Raw genomic sequence first — 16,408 nt, 5'->3', positions numbered from 1 at the left:
GTGACGCCGGCGCGGCAGGAAAGGAAAAGAAGGCAGCGGCCAAGCCGCGCGCATCCGCCGGCAAACGTCCGGCGGCCGCCAAGCCGGCGCGCAAGAAGAAGTCGTAACGGTTGCCGGGAGGCAGGCGCGCGACGCGCGCCCTTCCGGCCCCTTATTCGCCGATCTCGAGCGACTGCGCGACGGCCTCGATCCGCGCGCGATGCACGGCTTCCCTGATCCTCTCCGTGTCGTTGACGATGCCGCGCGCGATCGCGCCGGCATCGACGCTGCGCGCCGCCGCGAGCGCGACACGCAGCCGCTCGGCCTGCGGATACGGCTGGGCTTCGAGCCCGAGCCGCCCGCGTGCATCCGATTCGCACGCCTGCAGCATCTCGGCGAAACGCGCCGGCTTGCGCAGCGCGTCGCTGCGCTCGAACAGCCGCACCAGCGCGGCCGCCCCCATCTCCATCACGCGATGCAGGTTGCCGTGCTCGCGCGCGACCAAGAGCGCGAGATCGCGGCATTCGTTCGGCACGCGCAACCGCTCGCACAACGGCTTGAGCAGGTCGACGCTGCGCCCCTCGTGGCCGACGTGGCGCGGCAGCACGTCGGCCGGTGTCGTCGCCTTGCCGAGGTCGTGCGTGAGCGCCGCGAAGCGCACCGGCAGCGAATAGCCCTGCTTCGCCGCATAGTCGACGACCATCATCACGTGCACGCCCGTGTCGACCTCCGGGTGGTAGTCGGCGCGCTGCGGCACGCCCCACAGCGCATCGACCTCGGGCAGGATGCGCGCAAGCGCGCCGCACTCGCGCAGCACCGCGAACATCCGCGACGGCTTCGCCTCCATCAGCCCGCGCGCGATTTCCTGCCACACGCGTTCGGGCACGAGCGCGTCGACCTCGCCCGCGTCGACCATCCGCCGCATCAGCGCGAGCGTTTCGTCCGCGACCGTGAAATCCGCGAACCGCGCGGCGAAGCGCGCGATGCGCAGGATCCGCACCGGATCCTCGACGAACGCGTCGCTCACATGCCGGAACACGCGCGCGCGCAGGTCGGCCTGCCCGTCGAACGGATCGAACACCGGCCCGACCAGCTCGCCCTCCGGGCTCACCTCGCGCGCCATCGCATTGATCGTCAGGTCGCGCCGCGCGAGATCCTCGTCGAGCGTCACGTCCGGCGCGTAATGAAACTGGAAGCCGTGATAGCCGGCCGCCGTCTTGCGCTCGGTGCGCGCGAGCGCGTACTCCTCCTGCGTCCGCGGATGCAGGAATACCGGGAAATCCTTGCCGACCGGCCGGAACCCCTGCGCGGCCATCTGCTCGGGGGTCGCGCCCACCACCACGTAGTCGCGGTCCTGCACGGGCACGCCGAGCAATTCGTCGCGGATGGCGCCGCCTACTGCATAGATGTTCATGGCGTCGGCTCGTATTCGGCGATCACGTTCGTTTCGCGGCGCGCGGCGTCGATCCACCGCTGGACGGCCGGCAGCGCCGTCACGCGGGCCGCATAGCCGGCCGCTTCCGGCGACAGGCCCGGTGCGTACGTGTTGAAGCGCATCACGACGGGCGCGTACATCGCATCGGCGATCCCGAATTCCCCGAACAGGAACGGCCCGCCCGACGCCTCGAGACACTCACTCCACAGCGCATCGATGCGCGCGACATCGGCGAGCGCCTCGGGTGTCGCGCCGCGCCCCGGCATCGACGCGCGCACGTTCATGCCCATCTGCGTGCGCAGCGCCGCGAAGCCCGAATGCATCTCGGCCGCGACGCAGCGCGCATGCACGCGCTCGAGCGGATCAGCCGGCCACATCGGGAACTGCGGATAGCGTTCGGCGAGCGTCTCGGCGATCGCGAGCGAATCCCAGATCGCGACGCCGTGGTCGTCCACCAGGCACGGCACCTTGCCGGACGGCGAATATTCGAGGATGCGCGCGGCCGTGTCATCGTGGCGCAGCTCGATCGCGATCTCGTCGAACGGGATGCCGAAATGCGCGAGCAGCAGCCACGGGCGCATCGACCACGACGAGTAGTTCTTGTCTCCAATGACGAGTTTCATGACGGTGTTCCGGAAAACGCGAAGGTGAAAAGGAAGACGCTGCCGGCCTAGCGGCGCGAGCGGAACCAGTCGAACCGGGAGCGCCGCGCAGCATGGCCGAGATACCCGGGCGCGATGCTTTCGAGACTCGCGGGCGAGATCCCGAGCTCCGGCGCGAGCGGCCCCGACAGCACGTTCGGCACCGACATCGTCGCGAGGTTGTCGCGCGTGAGCACGGGCTCGCCGGGCAGGCATTCGAACACGCTCGCCTGCAGCCGCGCGAGCGCGTCGGGCAGCCGCACGATGCGTGCCTGCCGGCCGACCAGCTTGCCGCAATAGCGCACCAGCTGCTCAAGCGTGTAGACGGTCGGGCCGCCGAGTTCGTAGGTCTTGCCGTGTGCGGCCGCGAGATCGAGCGTGTTGACGAACGCGCGCACGACATCACCGACGAACACCGGCTGGAAGCGCGCGTCGGGCATCGCGAGCGGCAGCACGGGCACCGTGCGCTGCAGGTTCGCGAACGTGTTGAGGAACGCGTCGCCGGGGCCGAACACGACCGACGGGCGGAAGATCGTCAGCGCGAGCGAATCGGTCGCCGCGATCGCATGCAGCGCGGCCTCGCCGTCGCCCTTCGAGCGCTGGTACATGCTCGCGCCGTGCGAATCGGCGCCGAGCGCGCTCATGTGCAGCACGCGCCGCACGCCCACTTCGGTGCAGGCGGTCGCGAGCGCGGCCGGCAGCGCGACGTGCGCGCGCTCGAAGCCGGGCCCGTACGGCGTGCCGCGGCCGCCGTGCAACACGCCGACGAGGTTGATCGCCGCGTGCGCACCAGCGACGAAGCGCGCGAGCGTGCGCGTGTCGAGCGCTTCGAGTTCGACGATTTCGACTGGCAGCATCTGCAGGTGGCGGGCGTGGTCGCGCCGGCGCGTACCGATCCGTACCTGCTTGCCGGATTCAATCAGCGCATTGACGAGCCGGCTGCCGATGAAGCCGGTGCCGCCCAGCAGCGCGACGGTCTGGCGATCCATGTTAGGGACCTCAAAAGAACACTGCCGCGTCTCGCGCGGCAGTGTGAAGATTGCGTATCAGGGCGAGATCATGCCTAGACGTTTCTTCAACGACTGCGGTTTGCCCTCGAAGAGCGCCGCGTAGTAGACGGTGTTCGACAGCACGTTCTTCACGTAGTCGCGCGTCTCGTTGAACGGAATCGTTTCTGCGAAGATCGCGCCTTCGATCGGCTGCGTCAACACCTGGCGCCACTGGCGCGGCCGGCCCGGGCCCGCGTTGTAGCCGGCCGTGGCAAGCACCGGCGAGCTGTCGAAGTTGTTGTAGATGTCCGCCAGATACCAGGTGCCGAGCTGGATGTTGGTATCGATGTCGTGCATCTGCGTGCGCGAGATCGTGCCGAGGCCGAGCTTCTTCGCGACCATCTGCGCGGTGGCCGGCATCAGCTGCATCAGGCCGCCCGCGCCCACCGACGAACGCGCGCTCGTGATGAAGCGCGACTCCTGGCGGATCAGCCCGTACGCCCATTCGGTGTCGAGGCCCGTCGACTGCGCGTAGCGCTCGACGATGTTGCGGTACGGCGACGGGTAGCGCAGCGTGAAATCGTGCTCGGCCTTCGTGCGGTCGGCCGTGTTGACCGTGCGGTCGAGCAGGTCGACGCGCTTGCCGTACTCGGCGGCCGCGAGCAGCTGGCGATCGGTCATCCCGCGCAGCGGCCAGTTCCATTCGCGGTTGCCTTCGAGGCGCAGGTTCAGCGCGTAGAAACGCTGCGCGAGCGCGAAGCCCGGAATCTTGCCCATCGCGTCGATCTCGGCGTCGCTCACCTTCGTGCGCGGCGGGATCGTCGTGCGCTGGCCGAGCTCTTCGCCCGCGAGCTGCCCGTAGAAGTTGAACTGGCCGGCGACCTGCTCAAATTCCTGGTTCGCCTGCAGCGTGTCGCCGCTCTGCTTGAGCGCGCGCGCATGCCAGTAGATCCAGGCCGGATCGTCGCGCAGCGACGGCGGCATCTGCTCGATCGACCAGCGCACCATCGGCCAGTTGCCGGCGAGCAGCGCGGCGCGCGTGCGCCATTCGTAGCCCGGGTTCGATAGCGGCGCATTCGTCGATTTCGCATACCAGACCGATGCGAGCGGCGAGCGCTTGATTGCGCCCTGGTAGCCGATCGCGCCCCACGCGATCGCCTGTTCCTGCTTGGTCAGCGACGCGGCGACCGACGTCAGCATCCCGGCTGCCGCGTCCGGATCGTTGCGCGCCATGCGGCCGAGCGCGATCAGCGCGAGCTGGTGCGACGTCGCGTCGGGGCCGACGCCGCGCGCAAGGTACAGCGGCGGCGCGCTCGTCGCCTGGTCGAAGGCGACCGGGCGCGGGCCGAGCGCGTCGACGATCTTGCCGCCGATCGTCGTGTAGTTCTGCTCGTACGCGAGGCGCGCCTGCTGCCACACGTCGTCGCTCGTGAACTGCTGGTTGACCGTCAGCGCGGTGATCAGGTCGACGCACGCGTCGCCGTAATTCTTCGGCTCGACGAGCAGCGCGCGTGCCGCATCGGCGACGTTCTCGCCGCGCGCCGCGCGCGATTCGAGCGCATAGCACTTGACCTGCGTGTCGTCGTCGAGCACGAAGCGCTTGTATTGCTCGTCGAAGTTGCGCCAGTCGTGGCGCGCGCCGAGCACGAGCAGGTAATCGTTGCGCAGGCGGTCGGCGATCGCCTGGCCGTCGTAGCGCTGCAGGAACGACTGCACGGGCGCGTCCGGCGCGTCCACGCGCGCGCGGCCCGTCGAATCGAACAACTGCGGCTTGATCTGGAAATACTCGACGTAGGACGGTACCGGATAGTTCGGAATCATCGACGCCAGCTGCGCGGCTTTCGCGGCGTCATTGCGGCGCGCGGCTTCACGAAGCTGCACAAAGGTCTGGTCGTCCCCGGAGACCGTATCGTCGTTCGGTGCGGCGCACGCAGCCGTGCCCGCGACGAGCGCGGTGGCCGAAAGCGTCAGCGCGACCGCGCGATATACTCGGAAAAGGCTGTTGGACATCGTTTTGAATGGAGCACGAAGTGAGCGAAAGCATAGCACGCAACCCTGTGCCCAACCCGAAGGTTGCGCTACGCAAAACGCTGTCCGGCGCGCGTCGCGACGCCGCGTCGCAACCCGCCGCGAACGCCGCGCTCGACGCGCGGCTGCGCACGCTGCTCGAACGGCTCGCGCCGCGCACGGTCGGGTTCTACTGGCCGTTGGCGGGCGAATTCGATGCGCGCGATGCGGTGCTCGCGTGGTGCGCGGCCGGTGCCGGCCGGCGTGCCGCGCTGCCCGTGATCGACGAGCGGCACACGCCGCTCGAGTTCCACGCGTGGGATACGCACACGCCGATGCGCGAAGGTCATCACCGGATTCCGGAACCGGCGTCGGGAATCGTCGTCGTGCCCGACCTGCTATTGATTCCCTGTCTGGGATTCGATCTGGAGCGTTACCGGCTCGGCTATGGCGGCGGCTACTACGACCGCACGCTCGCCGCATGGCCGGGCAGCCGGCCGCCCGTGACGGTCGGCATCGCCTATGAAGCATGTCGCGTCGATGCGCTGCCTGCCGAAGCGCACGATCTGGCGCTGCACTGGATCGTGACCGACGGCGCGCTGTACCCGGCCGCCGGATGATGCGGCGGGCGGCGCCGCATCCGTCGTCGCACGCCCGTCAGCGCACCGCCGCGCGCCACCTGCGGCGCAATCGTTTACAGCGACGCCGCTGCGCGCGCGGCCGTGTCGTACAGGCCCGATGCGTTGCGCAGCAACTGCGCCGCGTCGCCGATCTGCTCGTTGGTGAGCCCGCTGTCCTTCAGCGTCTCGATCAGGCAGTGCTCGCGCACCTCGCGGTACTTCAGGCACAGGTCGCGGCCCGCGTCGGTCGCGAAGAAGAACACTTCCTTGCCGCTTTTCTCGCTCTTCACATAGCCGCGGGCGATCAGTTTTTTCAGCGCATAGGTCGCGACGTGCGTATCCTCGATATTGAGCACGAAGCAGATGTCGGCGAGCTTCTTCTTGCGTTCGCGATGGCTGACGTGATGCAGCAGCGACACCTCGACCGCCGTCATGTCCTTCGCGCCGGCCGCCGACATGCAGCGCACCATCCACCGGTTGAAAGCATTGCCTGCCATGATGAGCCCGTATTCGAGTTCCGACAGCTCCGCGCTCGAATCGGAAACGAGGTGTTCGGATGACACGATCTTGGTCGCAGGACGCTTCATGGAAAGGCGGAGCAAGCCGGATGACAGGGTGTGCCGAGTGTACGCCAGAAGCCCCGGCATACGGGCTAGGCGAAAACGCTTATTGGGAAGTTGTCGATATTTTATTGACAATGTGCGCTAACATTGCCGTCCGAACCGTGCCAGTCCGATGACGCAACCCCGCATTTATCCGCTCGGCGATGCCGCCCTCGTCTGCGAGGTGCCGCCGCCCGCCACGCTCGATTGCCAGCGCCGCGTCTGGGCCGTTGCCGAGGCCGCGCGCGCGTGGCCCGACGTGGTCGACGTCGTGCCCGGCATGAACAACCTGACGATCGTCTTCGACGCGCTCGCCACGACGGCCGAAGCGCTCACGCCGGCGCTGCGCGACGCGTGGGAGACGGCCGACGTCGAGCACGCGGACGGCCGCGAGGTCGAGATCCCGGTCGAGTACGGCGGCGCCGCCGGCCCCGATCTGCCGGCCGTCGCCGCGCATACCGGCCTGTCGGCCGACGAGGTCGTCGCGCGCCACGCAGCCGGCGCCTACGTCGTGTTCTTCGTCGGTTTCCAGCCGGGCTTCGCGTATCTCGGCGGGCTCGACGCCGCGTTGCACACGCCGCGCCGCGCGGCGCCGCGCCTCGAGGTACCGGCCGGCTCGGTCGGCATCGGCGGCGCGCAGACGGGCATCTACCCGACCACGTCGCCCGGCGGCTGGCAACTGATCGGCCGCACGTCGCACGTGCTGTTCGATCCGGCACGGCCGCAGCCGACGCTGCTGCTGCCCGGCGACCGTGTGCGCTTCACCATTGCCGGAGTCGACGCACGATGACCCAGAGCAACGCAGCGGGCACCGTCGAGGTGGTGCGGGCCGGCCCGCTGACCACCGTGCAGGATCTCGGGCGCCGCGGCGCGCGCCATCTCGGCGTCGCGCAGGGCGGCGCGCTCGACGGCCTCGCGCTCGAGGTCGGCAACCGGCTGGTCGGCAATCGCCCCGACGCGGCGGGCGTCGAGATCACGATCGGCCCGGCCGCCTTCCGCTTCACGCGCGCCACACGCATCGCGATCACCGGCACCGAGTTCGGTGCAACGCTCGACGGCCAGCGCGTATATTCTTGGTGGAGCCTGCCGGTCGAGGCCGGGCAGACGCTCGTGCTGCCGGCCGCGAAGCGCGGGATGCGCGGCTACCTGTGCATCGCCGGCGGCATCGACGTGCTGCCGATGCTCGGCTCGCGCAGTACCGATCTCGCATCGCGCTTCGGCGGCCTCGGCGGCCGGGCGCTGCGCGACGGCGATCGCCTCCCGGTCGGCGTGCTTCCGGCCGGGATGGGTTGCCTGGCGGCCGATGCCCCCGAATTCGGGGTAAAGGCGCCGGCGTGGTGCGCGTTCGTGCGCGTCGACGAGCCGCCGCGCCGGCACCGCCCCGCGCATGCGCCGTGGGCGATGCCCGTGCGCGTGCTGCCGGGCCCCGACTACGCGTCGTTCGCCGCCGATTCGCAGCAGGCGTTCTGGGATGAAGAATGGCTGGTCACGGCGAACAGCAACCGCATGGGCTATCGGCTTGCCGGCGTCGAGCTGGTGCGCGAGCGGCCGGCCGAGCTGCTGTCGCACGCGGTGCTGCCGGGCACGATCCAGGTGCCGCCGAACGGCCAGCCGATCGTGCTGATGCACGATGCGCAGACCACCGGCGGCTACCCGAAGATCGGCACGGTGATCCGTGCGGATCTGTGGAAACTCGCGCAGGCGCGGCTCAACCTGCCGATCCGCTTCGTGCGCACGACACCCGACGCCGCGCGCGCCGCCCTGACCGCAGAACGTGCCTATCTGCGGCAGATCGACGTGGCGATCGACCTGCGCGAGGAAGCGCGCCGCCGCGCCCAGTCGCAAGCAGCGTGACAATGGCGGTAGCCGTACCGAAGGCAGTCGCAGTAGAGAAGACGGGCCACGCAATCAGTGGACGAGGAACATCATGGAAATCGATCTGAATGCCGATCTCGGCGAAGGATGCGGTTCGGACGAGGCGCTGCTCGACCTCGTGACGTCCGCGAACATCGCATGCGGGTGGCATGCGGGCGGTGCGAACGCGATGCGCGACTGCGTGCGCTGGGCCGTGCGAAAAGGCGTGGCGATCGGCGCGCATCCGAGCTTTCACGATCCGGAGAATTTCGGCCGCAAGGAAATGCAGTTGCCGGCCGGCGACATCTACGCGGGCGTGCTGTACCAGCTCGGCGCGCTGTCGGCGATCGCGCAGGCCGAGGGCGGGCGAATCGCGCACGTGAAACCGCACGGCGCGCTGTACAACCAGGCCGCGCGCGATCCGATGATCGCCGATGCGGTGGTATCCGCGATCCGCGATTTCGATCCGTCGCTCGCGGTGTTCGGGCTCGCGAACAGCGTGTTCGTCGCGGCCGCGCGGCACGCGGGGCTCGCCGCGGTGGAGGAAGTGTTCGCCGATCGCGGCTACCGCGCGGACGGCTCGCTCGTGCCGCGCAACCAGCCCGGCGCGCTGATCGACGACGAGGACACGATGATCGCGCGCACGCTCGACATGGTGCGCAGCCGGCAGGTACGCGCGATCGGCGGCGAATGGGTGATGCTCAATGCGCAGACCGTCTGCCTGCACGGCGACGGGCCGCATGCGCTGGTATTCGCGAAACGGATTCGCGCCGCGCTCGAGGCGGTGGGCGTCGACGTGGTCGCGCCGGGCATGCTGCAGGCCGACGAACGCGCCTGATCCGGCCTGCGCTGGCGGACGCACAATCCGTCGCCCAAAAGAAAAAAGCGCCCTCGTGGCGCTTTTCCGTTGGCGCAATCGCTGCGGCTTCGCCGTCTGTCGATTCACCCCCCGAAACCGTCTTTCGACGGTGACCGGAAAAATATTCCGGATTAAAAAACGTCCGCCGCCGCCCGATTACTGCCTTTCCCCGGTGGGACGACGGAACGTCGCTTTATCCCGCAAGTCGGCCTGCATGCCTTGTTGTTGTCCGACGATGGTTGGCCCCGCCGTACATGCAGACACTTCCGCGGCCGGCACGTGCATCACGTGCCGGCAACGCGCTAACCCCGCGCTTTATTTTCTGCTACCCCGTAGAACTTTTTCTATTCTTTTCATTTTTTCAACTTGTGGATCGAAGAATAGATATTGGCAGATCGGGATGTCAATCGTTTGAAACGCTATTTTCTGACGATTCGAGGGTTTTCCTTATCGAATAGCGAGCCCATACAGGCGTTTGAGCCGTTCGCACAACGTCAATCAAACAGGGGAGGATCGGTTCGGGCGCGGTGGCGGCGATCAGTTCGCGTCGACGCTGTAACCTTGTTGACGCAACAATTCGAGCACGCCGCGCGGGCCGCCCAAGTGCAGCGCGCCGATCGCGACGAACAGCGGCCGGTTCGGTGCGGCGATTGCCGTCATCCGTGCAACGAAGCGCCGGTTGCGCTCGTACACGATCTTGTTGTCGATCGAGTCCGACAGCACCTTCGAACGCGCGAGCCGTTCGCTCTTCGCGACCGCCCATGCCGAGATCGCATCGGCGTCGCCAATTCGCCACAGTCGGTGCAGCGCCTTGATGTCGTCGGCGTTCTGCGCGGGCGTCTGCACCATGTCCTGCGCGAGCATTTCGCGCTGCTCGGCAAGCGTGAGCCCGGTGAACGCGCGCATCTGTTCGGCGAGCGTCTCGAGCCCGATCACGCGGCCGCCCTTTTTCTTCAGGAACACGTTCTGCAGCTGCGCCTCGGTGCCGTACTCGGTTTGCAGGCCGGCCGACAGCGAATCGTAGGTCTCGACGACGAGCGCCGCGAGCCACGGCCGCATCTTGCGGATCTCGGCGAGCGCGGCCGGGTTGCCGCGCAGGCGCGCAGCGAGACGCTGCCACAGCGGCTCGGGCAGCAGACGCTGCAGGCACGGGTAGCGGCAGACGCCGTACTTCGACACGTCGTCCTGCGATTCGAGCAGGTCGTCGGGCGACAGCTCGAGCGCCAGTGTGGGCGACGCGGCGAGCGCCGCGAGGATGCGCGGCCGGAACGGCTGCGCGCTCGGGTAGTCGGACGGGTCGCCGGTGTGCAGCGTGCCGAGCACGTAGAGCGTGACCTTGCCCTTGGTTGCAACGTAGAACGGCATGCGCGCGGGCTGCACGCGCACGGTGCCGCGCGACACCGTGCCGTCCGACACGGCGGGCGCGTGGAAGCCCGGCAGGCTCATGCCGGGCGGCGGGACTTGCGACGGATGGATCGGTGAAGTGGCCGGCGCGCGCCCTTCGGCGCGCGCGGATTCGACGGGAACCACGAGGCTGGCCGCCACGCACGCACCGGCCAGCGCCGCGCCCGTGACGGTACGCACGCTCCAGCGCCGCGCGTAGCGGTACGCGCGCATTACGCGCGCGCTGCTTGCCCCCGCACGGCGCACGCCGGACGCGCGCGCCGCCAACGCTTCAGGCATTCGCCTCCCCTACCTCCTCGGCCCGATGGCAGGCCACGCGCCGGCCGTCGACCTCGCGCAGCTGCGGCTCCTCCGCACGGCAGCGCTCGACCGCATACGGACAGCGCTGGTGGAACGCGCAGCCCGACGGCGGATTGAGCGGCGACGGCAGTTCGCCCTGCAGCTTGATCTGCACGCGGCGGTCTTCCTCGAAGATCGCCGGCGTCGCCGACATCAGCGCGCGCGTGTACGGATGGCGCGGCCGTGCGTAGATCGTTGCCTTGTCGCCGAGCTCGGCGACGCTGCCGAAGTACATCACCATCACGTCGTCCGCGACGTGCTCGACCACCGACAGGTTGTGCGAGATGAACACGTAGCTCGTCTTGAACTGCTCCTGCAGATCCATGAACAGGTTCAGGATCTGCGCCTGGATCGACACGTCGAGCGCGGACACCGGCTCGTCGGCGACGACGATGCGCGGATCGAGGATCATCGCGCGCGCGATCGCAACACGCTGGCGTTGGCCGCCCGAGAACATGTGCGGATAGCGCTTCGCGTGCTCGGGCCGCAGGCCGACCGTGCGCATGATCTGCGCGATGCGCTGCGCGCGTTCGGCGGCCGTCAGGTTCGCGTTGATCTCGAGCGGCTCGGAAAGCGTCTGCTCGACGGTCTTGCGCGGGTTCAGCGATGCGAACGGGTTCTGGAACACCATCTGCACGCGGCGGCGCAGGTCGGCGACCGTCTCGCGGCTTGCGCCGGCGACGTTCTTGCCGTCGATCGTCAGGCTGCCCGACGTGGGCGTCTCGATCATCGTGAGCTGGCGCGCGAGCGTCGACTTCCCGCAGCCCGATTCGCCGACGACGGCGAGCGTCTTGCCGCGCTTCAGCGAGAACGACACGCCGTTCAGCGCCTTTACCGTGCCCTGCCCGAACATCCCGCGCTTCACCGAATAGTGTTTCGCGAGGCCGTCGGCCACCAGCACGGCGTCCTCATCGTGCGACACGTGAGGCGTTTGATTGACTGCATTCATCGTGCACCTCCCGTCAGGTCGAGGTTGGAAACGTTGAGCGGCTTGATGCAGCGCGCGCGCATCGCATCGTTGCCGGACACCAGCGTGTCGAGCGCCGGCCGCGCCTTGCGGCAGTCGTCGACGACGTACTTGCAGCGCGGCGCGAACAGGCACCCGGACGGGCGATCATCGCGGCCCGGCACCATGCCGGGCAATGCGGCAAGGCGACGCGCCCCCTTATTGTGCTCGGGAATCGCCGCGAGCAGCGCTTCGGTGTACGGATGATGCGGCGCGCGGAAGATGTCGGGCACGCTGTTGGTCTCGATCACCTCGCCCGCGTACATCACCGCCACGCGCTGCGCGACCTCGGACACCACGGCCAGGTCGTGCGAAATCAGCACGAGCGCCATCCCGCGTTCCTTCTGCAGCTTCACGAGCAGGTCCATGATCTGCGCCTGGATCGTCACGTCGAGCGCGGTGGTCGGCTCGTCGGCGATCAGGAGCTTCGGGTTGCACGCAACCGCCATCGCGATCATCACGCGCTGGTTCATCCCGCCCGACATCTGGTGCGGGAACGACGTGATGCGGTTCTTCGCATCGGGAATGCCGACCTGGTCGAGCAGTTCGAGCGCGCGCCGGTGCAGCGCGTCGCCGCGCAAGCCCTCGTGCAGCTTCAGCACTTCCTTGATCTGGTAGCCGACCGTATAGCTCGGATTCAGGCTCGTCAGCGCGTCCTGGAACACCATCGCGATGTCCTTGCCGACGATCTTGCGGCGCGCCTTCGGCGACGCCTTCAGCAGGTCGACACCGTTGAACGTGACTTCATCTGCCGTCACCTTGCCCGGCGCGTCGATCAGGCCCATCAGCGCCATCATCGTCACGCTCTTGCCCGAGCCCGATTCGCCGACGACGCCCACCACCTCGCCCGGCGCGATCGACAGGTTGATCCGGTCGACCGCGGGCAGGCCGTTGAAATTCACCGCGAGATTGCGGATGGTCAGAAGATTGTTGCTCATATCAGGCCATCCGTTTCAGTTTGGGGTCGAGCGCGTCGCGCAGCCCGTCGCCGAGCAGGTTGATCGCGAGCACCGAGATCAGGATCGACAGGCCCGGCATCGTCACGATCCACCACGCGTTGTCGATGTAGTCGCGCGCAGAGGCCAGCATCGCGCCCCACTCGGCGGTCGGCGGTTGCACGCCGAGGCCGAGGAAGCCGAGCGCGGCCGCGTCGAGGATCGCCGACGAAAAGCCGAGCGTCGCCTGCACGATCAGCGGTGCCGTGCAGTTCGGCAGCACCTGCGAGAACATCAGGCGCAGCGTGCCGGCACCGGCCACGCGCGACGCCGTCACGTATTCCTTCTGCAGTTCGCCGAGCGCCGATGCGCGCGTGAGGCGCACATAGGCCGGCAGCGCGACGATCGCGATCGCGAACATCGTGTTGGTGAGGCCCGGGCCGATGATCGCGACGACCGCGACCGCGAGCAGCAGCGACGGCAGCGCGAGCAGCACGTCCATGATGCGCATCACGGGCGTGTCGGCCCACTTCTGGAAGAACGCGGCCACGAGCCCGAGCACGATGCCGGGGATCAGCGCGAGCACGACCGACACGAAGCCGATCCAGAACGACATCCGCGCGCCGTACATCAGGCGCGAAAGAATGTCGCGGCCCGCTTCGTCGGTGCCGAGGATGAATTTCCAGTTGCCGCCTTCGAGCCAGGCGGGCGGGATCTTCACGAAGTCGCGGTATTGCTCGACCGGGCTGTGCGGCGCGAGCAGCGGTGCGAGCAACGCGACCAGGATCAGCACGATCACGACGATGCCGGCGCCGACGGCGCCGCGGTTGCGCGAGAAGTTGGCCCAGAACTCGCGCAGCGCGAGCGCACGGCCGCCGGCCGGCGCGGATTCGGTCGGCAGGGTATTTTGCAGATTGCTCATGGGATTACCTCGTGTGGCGGATGCGCGGATTCAGCACGCCGTACAGCAGGTCGACGACCAGGTTCACGACGATCACGAGCGTCGCGATCAGCAGGATGCCGCCCTGGACGACCGGATAGTCGCGGCGGCCGATCGCATCGATCAGCCACTTGCCGACACCGGGCCACGAAAAGAGCGTCTCGGTCAGCACGGCGCCCGCGAGCAGCGTGCCGATCTGCAGGCCGATCACGGTGACGACCGGGATCAGCGCATTGCGCAGCGCATGCACGACGACCACGCGCGCGGGCGACAGCCCCTTCGCGCGTGCGGTGCGGATGTAGTCCTCGCGCAGCACTTCGAGCATCGACGAGCGCGTCATCCGCGCGATCACCGCGAGCGGGATCGTGCCGAGCACGATCGCGGGCAGGATCAGGTGGCTGACCGCCGACTTGAACGAGCCTTCATCCGGCGCGAGCAGCGCGTCGATCAGCATGAATCCCGTCGGGTGCGGGAAGTCGTATTCGACGGCGATGCGCCCCGACACGGGCGTCCAGCCGAGGTATGACGAAAACACCATGATGAGGATCAGCCCCCACCAGAAGATCGGCATCGAATAGCCGGTGAGCGCGGTGCCCATCACGCCATGGTCGACGACCGAGCCGCGCCGCAATGCGGCGATCACGCCGGCCGGCAGCCCGACCGCGAGCGCGAACACGAGCGCGCACAGCGACAGCTCGACGGTCGCCGGGAAGCGCGCGAAGAACTCGCCCGCGACGCTCGTGTTGGTGATGATCGACGTGCCGAGGTCGCCGTGCATCGCACGGCCGATGTAATGGATGTACTGCATGGGCAGCGGCTGGTCGAGCCCGAGGCGTTTCATCGCCTCCGCATGCATCGCGGGATCGACGCCGCGCTCGCCCATCATCACTTCGATGGGGTCGCCCGGTATCAGGTGAATCAGCGCAAACGCCAGGATGGTGATGCCGATGAAAGTCGGGATCACCATGCCCACGCGGCGCAACACGAATGTGAACATGATGCGTCTCGTATTTTCTTGTGGGAAATGTGCGACCGGCGACGGGAAGCTTTTGGCCTCCCGCCGCCGGATGAATTAGCCGGTCTTCGCGACAGCTTACGACAGGCGTGTTACTTCACGCTAACACCATCGAAGCGGGCATAGCCGAGCGGCTCGATACGCATGTCGACCACGGTCTTGCGCACCGGCTGGTAGACCGTCGAGTTCGCGATCGGCGAGAACGGCAGCTGTTGCGCGAAGATCTGCTGAGCCTGCGTGTAGAGCTTCGTACGCGCGTCCTGGCCCGTCGTCGTGCGGCCCTTCTGGACCAGATCGTCGAACGGCTTGTAGCACCAGTGCGAGAAGTTGTTGCCCTTGATCGCGTCGCAGCCGAGCAGCGTGCCGAGCCAGTTGTCCGGGTCGCCGTTGTCGCCCGTCCAGCCGATCAGCATCGTGTCCTGCTCACCCGAGTGCGCGCGCTTGATGTACTCGCCCCACTCGTACGTGACGATCTTCGCCTTCACGCCGATCTTCGCCCAGTCGGCCTGGATCATCTCGGCCATCAGGCGGGCGTTCGGGTTGTACGCGCGCTGCACCGGCATCGCCCACAGCGTGATCTCGAAACCGTTCGGGAAGCCGGCCTTCGTGAGCAGCGCCTTCGCCTTCGCGGTGTCGTTCGGCGCCATCTTCAGGTTCTTGTCGTACGACCATTGGGTCGGCGGCATCGGCGCGGAAGCAGCCTGGCCTGCGCCCTGGTAGACGGACTCGAGGATCGCCTTCTTGTTGATCGCCATGTCGAGGGCCTGACGCACTTCGAGCTTGTCGACCGGCTTGTGCTCGACGTTGTACGCGAGGTAGCCGAGGTTGAAGCCTGCCTGCGACGGCATGTCGACGCCCGCATCGGCCTTCAGCGTCGCGATGTCGGCCGGACGCGGATAGCTCATCACCTGGCACTCGTTGCGCTTGATCTTCTGCACGCGCACGCCCGGGTCGGGCGTGATCGAGAAGATCAGCTTCGAGATCTTCACTTCGCCCTTCTTCCAGTAATCAGGATTGCCGTCGAATCGGATCGTCGCATCCTTCGTGTAGCTGCGGAAGATGAACGGGCCCGTGCCGACCGGCTTCTGGTTGATGTCGGCGGCCTTGCCCGCCTTCATCAGCTGGTCGCCGTATTCGGCCGACAGGACCGACGCGAATTCCATCGCCATGTTCTGGATGAACGGCGCATTCGGCTCGGCCAGCGTGAACTTCACGGTGTACGGATCGACCTTCTCGACCTTCGTGATCAGTTTGTCGAGGCCCATGTCGGTGAAGTACGGGAACGACACCGGGTACGCCTTGCGGAACGCCTGGTTCGGGTCGAGCATGCGCTGGAACGTGAACAGCACGTCGTCCGCATTGAATTCACGCGTCGGCTTGAAGAAGTCGGTCGTGTGGAACTTCACGCCGTGGCGCAGGTGGAACGTGTACACCTTGCCATCCGGCGATACGTCCCACTTCTCGGCGAGGCCCGGTTCGACCTTCGTGCCGCCGCGCTCGAATTCGACAAGACGGTTGTAGACGGTGAACGTGGCGGCGGTGAAATCGACGCCGGTCGTAAACTGCGCGGAATCGAAACCCGCCGGGCTGCCTTCTGAGCAGTAGACGAGCGTTTTGTTCGGGATCTGTGCGAATGCAGAGCCCGTGACGCCGAGCGATGCCGCTGCCACGCCTGCGATGGCGGTAACACGCAGGGTGTGCAACAGACGGTTGTATTCCATGTTTCCTCCAGGTCTCCAGATCGGAACCGGCCCGCCCGGGGCCGGTGTACGCGGATATTACT

General features: G+C 67.6%; 15 protein-coding genes. 4 read left to right on the top strand and 11 right to left on the bottom strand.

Features of this window, described 5'->3' with window-relative positions:
- Positions 1–151: 151 nt before the first annotated feature.
- The 4 genes from G3O06_RS31280 to G3O06_RS31265 are packed head-to-tail and all read right to left on the bottom strand — an operon-like array spanning position 152 to position 5,054.
- On the bottom strand, positions 152–1,393 hold the full coding sequence (locus G3O06_RS31280; protein WP_205818512.1) for a multifunctional CCA addition/repair protein: 1,242 nt from the start codon (positions 1,391–1,393) through the stop codon (positions 152–154).
- Entirely contained in the window at positions 1,390–2,037 is a 648-nt protein-coding gene (locus G3O06_RS31275) for a glutathione S-transferase family protein (protein ID WP_175005000.1), read from the bottom strand. The genes G3O06_RS31280 and G3O06_RS31275 overlap by 4 nt, the downstream gene beginning before the upstream one ends.
- 47 nt (positions 2,038–2,084) lie before the next feature.
- Positions 2,085–3,044, bottom strand: coding sequence for a complex I NDUFA9 subunit family protein (locus G3O06_RS31270; RefSeq protein ID WP_205818511.1), 960 nt, complete (start codon positions 3,042–3,044; stop codon positions 2,085–2,087).
- A 57-nt stretch (positions 3,045–3,101) separates the two neighbouring features.
- The gene (locus tag G3O06_RS31265) at positions 3,102–5,054 is read right to left on the bottom strand and encodes a lytic transglycosylase domain-containing protein (RefSeq protein ID WP_205818510.1); all 1,953 of its coding nucleotides are present in this window, start codon (positions 5,052–5,054) and stop codon (positions 3,102–3,104) included.
- An 8-nt stretch (positions 5,055–5,062) separates the two neighbouring features.
- Here G3O06_RS31265 and G3O06_RS31260 point away from each other — a divergent pair, with 8 nt between their 5' ends.
- Complete coding sequence (locus G3O06_RS31260; RefSeq protein ID WP_174985486.1) at positions 5,063–5,671, top strand: 5-formyltetrahydrofolate cyclo-ligase; 609 nt, start codon at positions 5,063–5,065, stop codon at positions 5,669–5,671.
- A gap of 74 nt (positions 5,672–5,745) precedes the next feature.
- On the opposite strand, the gene G3O06_RS31255 is transcribed toward G3O06_RS31260, so the two are convergent.
- Positions 5,746–6,258: a winged helix DNA-binding protein gene (locus tag G3O06_RS31255; protein WP_021163776.1), complete on the bottom strand. Its 513-nt coding sequence runs from the start codon at positions 6,256–6,258 to the stop codon at positions 5,746–5,748.
- Positions 6,259–6,406: 148 nt separating this feature from the next.
- Here G3O06_RS31255 and pxpB point away from each other — a divergent pair, with 148 nt between their 5' ends.
- The 3 genes from pxpB (at position 6,407) to pxpA (ending at position 8,965) form a co-directional block, all read left to right on the top strand.
- The gene (gene pxpB / locus G3O06_RS31250; RefSeq protein ID WP_174918209.1) at positions 6,407–7,063 is read left to right on the top strand and encodes a 5-oxoprolinase subunit PxpB; all 657 of its coding nucleotides are present in this window, start codon (positions 6,407–6,409) and stop codon (positions 7,061–7,063) included.
- On the top strand, positions 7,060–8,127 hold the full coding sequence (locus G3O06_RS31245; RefSeq protein ID WP_205818509.1) for a biotin-dependent carboxyltransferase family protein: 1,068 nt from the start codon (positions 7,060–7,062) through the stop codon (positions 8,125–8,127). Before pxpB ends, G3O06_RS31245 begins: the two co-directional genes overlap by 4 nt.
- A 73-nt stretch (positions 8,128–8,200) precedes the next feature.
- Positions 8,201–8,965 (top strand): 5-oxoprolinase subunit PxpA, encoded by a 765-nt coding sequence (gene pxpA, locus G3O06_RS31240; RefSeq protein ID WP_174918211.1) that lies wholly within the window; start codon positions 8,201–8,203, stop codon positions 8,963–8,965.
- 558 nt (positions 8,966–9,523) lie between these two features.
- Here pxpA and G3O06_RS31235 read toward each other — a convergent pair.
- From G3O06_RS31235 to G3O06_RS31210, 6 genes are all read right to left on the bottom strand, one after another.
- Complete coding sequence (locus G3O06_RS31235; RefSeq protein WP_174974347.1) at positions 9,524–10,669, bottom strand: TraB/GumN family protein; 1,146 nt, start codon at positions 10,667–10,669, stop codon at positions 9,524–9,526.
- On the bottom strand, positions 10,662–11,678 hold the full coding sequence (locus tag G3O06_RS31230; RefSeq protein WP_174974349.1) for a peptide ABC transporter ATP-binding protein: 1,017 nt from the start codon (positions 11,676–11,678) through the stop codon (positions 10,662–10,664). The genes G3O06_RS31235 and G3O06_RS31230 overlap by 8 nt, the downstream gene beginning before the upstream one ends.
- A complete protein-coding gene (locus tag G3O06_RS31225; protein ID WP_174918214.1) occupies positions 11,675–12,673 on the bottom strand; it encodes an ABC transporter ATP-binding protein in 999 nt (332 codons plus the stop codon). The genes G3O06_RS31230 and G3O06_RS31225 overlap by 4 nt, the downstream gene beginning before the upstream one ends.
- 1 nt (position 12,674) lies before the next feature.
- The gene (locus G3O06_RS31220) at positions 12,675–13,592 is read right to left on the bottom strand and encodes an ABC transporter permease subunit (protein ID WP_089441227.1); all 918 of its coding nucleotides are present in this window, start codon (positions 13,590–13,592) and stop codon (positions 12,675–12,677) included.
- A 4-nt stretch (positions 13,593–13,596) separates the two neighbouring features.
- Positions 13,597–14,607 (bottom strand): ABC transporter permease subunit, encoded by a 1,011-nt coding sequence (locus tag G3O06_RS31215; protein WP_174918215.1) that lies wholly within the window; start codon positions 14,605–14,607, stop codon positions 13,597–13,599.
- Positions 14,608–14,717: 110 nt separating this feature from the next.
- Entirely contained in the window at positions 14,718–16,346 is a 1,629-nt protein-coding gene (locus G3O06_RS31210) for an ABC transporter substrate-binding protein (protein WP_205818508.1), read from the bottom strand.
- Between the last annotated feature and the right edge of the window lie 62 nt (positions 16,347–16,408).

The sequence above is a fragment of the Burkholderia sp. Ac-20345 genome (genome assembly GCF_017104825.1).
GTDB classification, from domain to species: Bacteria; Pseudomonadota; Gammaproteobacteria; order Burkholderiales; family Burkholderiaceae; genus Burkholderia; species Burkholderia lata_B.
Note: the sequence above shows the minus strand (reverse complement) of the source record. Positions and strands in the feature narration are given on the sequence as shown.

Coding starts and splice junctions, on each gene's coding strand:
- G3O06_RS31220 (WP_089441227.1), bottom strand. CDS start 13,592: ATGAGCAATCTGCAAAATACCCTGCCGACCGAATCCGCGCCGGCCGGC.
- G3O06_RS31260 (WP_174985486.1), top strand. CDS start 5,063: ATGGAGCACGAAGTGAGCGAAAGCATAGCACGCAACCCTGTGCCCAAC.
- G3O06_RS31270 (WP_205818511.1), bottom strand. CDS start 3,044: ATGGATCGCCAGACCGTCGCGCTGCTGGGCGGCACCGGCTTCATCGGC.
- G3O06_RS31235 (WP_174974347.1), bottom strand. CDS start 10,669: ATGCCTGAAGCGTTGGCGGCGCGCGCGTCCGGCGTGCGCCGTGCGGGG.
- G3O06_RS31280 (WP_205818512.1), bottom strand. CDS start 1,393: ATGAACATCTATGCAGTAGGCGGCGCCATCCGCGACGAATTGCTCGGC.
- G3O06_RS31255 (WP_021163776.1), bottom strand. CDS start 6,258: ATGAAGCGTCCTGCGACCAAGATCGTGTCATCCGAACACCTCGTTTCC.
- pxpB (WP_174918209.1), top strand. CDS start 6,407: ATGACGCAACCCCGCATTTATCCGCTCGGCGATGCCGCCCTCGTCTGC.
- G3O06_RS31215 (WP_174918215.1), bottom strand. CDS start 14,607: ATGTTCACATTCGTGTTGCGCCGCGTGGGCATGGTGATCCCGACTTTC.
- G3O06_RS31210 (WP_205818508.1), bottom strand. CDS start 16,346: ATGGAATACAACCGTCTGTTGCACACCCTGCGTGTTACCGCCATCGCA.
- G3O06_RS31275 (WP_175005000.1), bottom strand. CDS start 2,037: ATGAAACTCGTCATTGGAGACAAGAACTACTCGTCGTGGTCGATGCGC.
- pxpA (WP_174918211.1), top strand. CDS start 8,201: ATGGAAATCGATCTGAATGCCGATCTCGGCGAAGGATGCGGTTCGGAC.
- G3O06_RS31230 (WP_174974349.1), bottom strand. CDS start 11,678: ATGAATGCAGTCAATCAAACGCCTCACGTGTCGCACGATGAGGACGCC.
- G3O06_RS31225 (WP_174918214.1), bottom strand. CDS start 12,673: ATGAGCAACAATCTTCTGACCATCCGCAATCTCGCGGTGAATTTCAAC.
- G3O06_RS31245 (WP_205818509.1), top strand. CDS start 7,060: ATGACCCAGAGCAACGCAGCGGGCACCGTCGAGGTGGTGCGGGCCGGC.
- G3O06_RS31265 (WP_205818510.1), bottom strand. CDS start 5,054: ATGTCCAACAGCCTTTTCCGAGTATATCGCGCGGTCGCGCTGACGCTT.